This is a genomic window from Peptoniphilus indolicus ATCC 29427, assembly GCF_000227315.1.
In the GTDB taxonomy this organism is placed as follows: Bacteria; Bacillota; Clostridia; order Tissierellales; family Peptoniphilaceae; genus Peptoniphilus; species Peptoniphilus indolicus.
Genome location: NZ_JH165061.1, coordinates 656555 through 659287, shown reverse-complemented (window position 1 = coordinate 659287; position 2733 = coordinate 656555). Strand labels below are relative to the sequence as shown.

The following is a 2733-nucleotide window of genomic DNA, read 5'->3' as shown; positions in this document are numbered from 1 at the left end:
ATTTATATCCTACTTCTAAATCTTCTGATAACAGCACCGGATTTGTAACCTTTTCTGCATTTCCTGAAACTCTGTATTTTAAATTGTCTACAGTGATATCTTTTTCATCAAATCCGTTAGTTTTTACTATTCTATCTACTTTTATATTGTCCGATGTTTTTGTCAGCGAGTTTATAAAGCTTAATTTTACTTCTTTAATATCAGACATTTTTTTCACATCTAGTGTGACTGTATATATAGATTTATTTTCGTCTAAATTAAGTCCCCAATGAGATACATCTATATTATTTTTATCTCCTATCGAAGTTATTTTTGAGTAGTCTTGAACAAGTGTTATTGGAACATATAATTTTTGATAGTCCTTATAAGCTATACTTATATGTGTTTCTACCGGTTTGGCTATTTTTTTTGTTCGCTCTAATTCTTCTTTTAAATTTCCCTTTTCTCTCTCCAACTCATTTTTGTCAATTGTTACATCTTTTTCTATATCCTTATATGTAACAATTTTTGATTTTGAGTTTTCATCTTTTATAAAAAATACATAATCTTTTAAATTTAATTCGTCTGTTACTGACAAGTTAAGTTTATCTACTGATAAAAGACTTATTATCTTTTCTTTTTTACTTGCAAGATAGTCTCTTATCTCCTTAGTTTCAGTTATAGAAAGTTTTCCATCAGGAACTGTATGTTCCGCCTTGGGGTCTACTATCTCTGTTTTAAGTTCTGCTATAGCTATCTCGCCGGGTGCAAGTTCAATTGTCTCTACTGTGTTTGACTTAAAGTTTTCTTTTAATTCTTCTGCACGATTTAATCTTTCCACTATTACATCTGTAGGGATTGTGCTTATTGTTTCTGGTTTTGGTTCTACTTTTTCTTTTGGTTCTGTGTTAGTTTCTGTTGTGTCTTCTACTTTTGGTGATGAGTTCTCTTCTATTGTCGTTTCTGTCTCTTGTCTTTTAGGTACTCCATTTTCAGCTTCAAGGCCTTCAGCTGCTATGCTTGCTGCCAGTGTTGTGCTTGCTGTTGCCGTCGGTGCCGTCTTTACTATTTGTGGTACTTCTTCTGTATTTTCTGTTTGTTCTTTTGATTTTGTTTGTTGTTCTTCCGGTTGTTCTATTTCTTGTGATTGGTTTATTTCCGGTTGATCTGTTGTTTTATTTTCTTGAGTTATTTTTTCTTCCTCAACTGTTTTTTGAGCAAGTTTAAACATGCCAAAAGTTGTCATTTCGTTTTTGGACTCTATTTCTTTCTCAACTTTTTGTACTTGATTTATCTTTGCCGATTCTTCTGATAATGATTCTATCTCTCTTACTTCTTTTTCAGCTAAGACTTCTTCATATCCTTTTTCTGTAAGTTTGTATTTTTTTATTTGTATTGGGTTTGTTATTTTTTGTGATTTATCAGGTGTAAGGTCTATTGTGACATTTTGTAGTTCATCTGTTGTATTTACAACTGTCTTTAGCCAGTTTATTGTGTTTTCTCTTTGAATTCCATTGGTTAGAACGGCATTGTATGTGATTGTGTTATCTGTGTTTATTGTAAATGTCTTATAAGAATTTTTGATTTCTCGTCCTATTTTTGTTTCTGTTCTGATTGTCAGTGTATATGAATTTTGTTGTGCTAGTATAGGTGTTTTTACTATTGTTTGCGTCACTTTGTTCGGTACTAGACTGTTTACTTCTGATGTTTCTTGTATTGGACTTGAGATATTTCCTGTTGTTATTCTCTGTATTTGGTTTTGTATATCTCTGTAAGTTATGTTTGTGTATGGGTTGTATGTGTTTTCGCCTTCTGTTGTGTCAAATTTTCTTGTCTCTATTAGCGGGTAGTTTAGCCCTGCATCTCTTATTGTGATGAAGTTATTTGTCTGTTCTAGGGCTTCTCCTTCTGTTTTTGTTTTGTACACCCATGTTATGCTTTCTGCTTTTCCTGTTTCGTCTTTGTTTATTATTGCTTCTATTTTATTTGTTAGTGTTGTGTTGCCTATTACTTCCGGCGTCTCTAGATAGTTTGTGCTTCCTTCTATTAGGTTTTCTTCTATTGTTGGTTCTTTTCCTAAGTAGTTTTCTATGTTGTTCCAGTCTAAGCCGTAGTTGTTGTTTTTTATTATTTCTCTCAGTGCATCGCCCTGTGGTTGGTTTTGAATTTTTTTCATGTCAAAAATCATAGGTTGGGTTTCAGCTTGTGTGTTCACTTCACCTATGTTTTCTTTTTCTTGTATGTTTTTTACTGTTTTCGACTTATTGTTTTCTTCTGCAGTTTCTTTTGCAGATTCCAATATTATCTCAGTTTCGCTATTTTTATTTTTTCTTCGGAATACTGTTGGTCATTACTTTCTACAAGACTTCCCGTTGTGTCACCAACCAAATTAGCTGCTCTATCGTCCATCCCTGCTGCTATTACTTCTATAGGAAGAGCTCCTATCATTGTTATTATAGCTAATAAAAATATTCCTATTCTCTTACTCAATTTTAAATCCTCCACAAATTTTTAATACAATCTAATTTAAACTTCAAATATTATATACTATATTTATATTTTTTTAAACCCTTATTTGAAAAGTTCTCAGTATTTATCTAAGATTTATTATTTTTTAATTTTTTCTGAATTTTTCAATGATTTATCGAATTATTATTTTCAGCTTTCCTTCATTGATTTTATAGGGTTTTATTTAACTATTTTTGTCTCTTTAATATTTTGCCAAGATTTTTTATTTAAAAGTGAGTTTTTATT

General features: G+C 31.1%; 2 protein-coding genes. Both read right to left on the bottom strand.

Annotated elements, in window-relative coordinates; genetic code table 11:
• A partial coding sequence (locus HMPREF9129_RS02955; RefSeq protein WP_040552235.1) for a hypothetical protein occupies positions 1-2278 on the bottom strand: 2278 nt, incomplete at its 3' end.
• Positions 2279-2280: 2 nt separating this feature from the next.
• Positions 2281-2469 carry a hypothetical protein gene (locus tag HMPREF9129_RS02950; protein ID WP_040552234.1) on the bottom strand — a complete coding sequence of 63 codons (189 nt, stop codon included), beginning with the start codon at positions 2467-2469 and terminating at the stop codon, positions 2281-2283.
• Positions 2470-2733 lie beyond the last annotated feature (264 nt).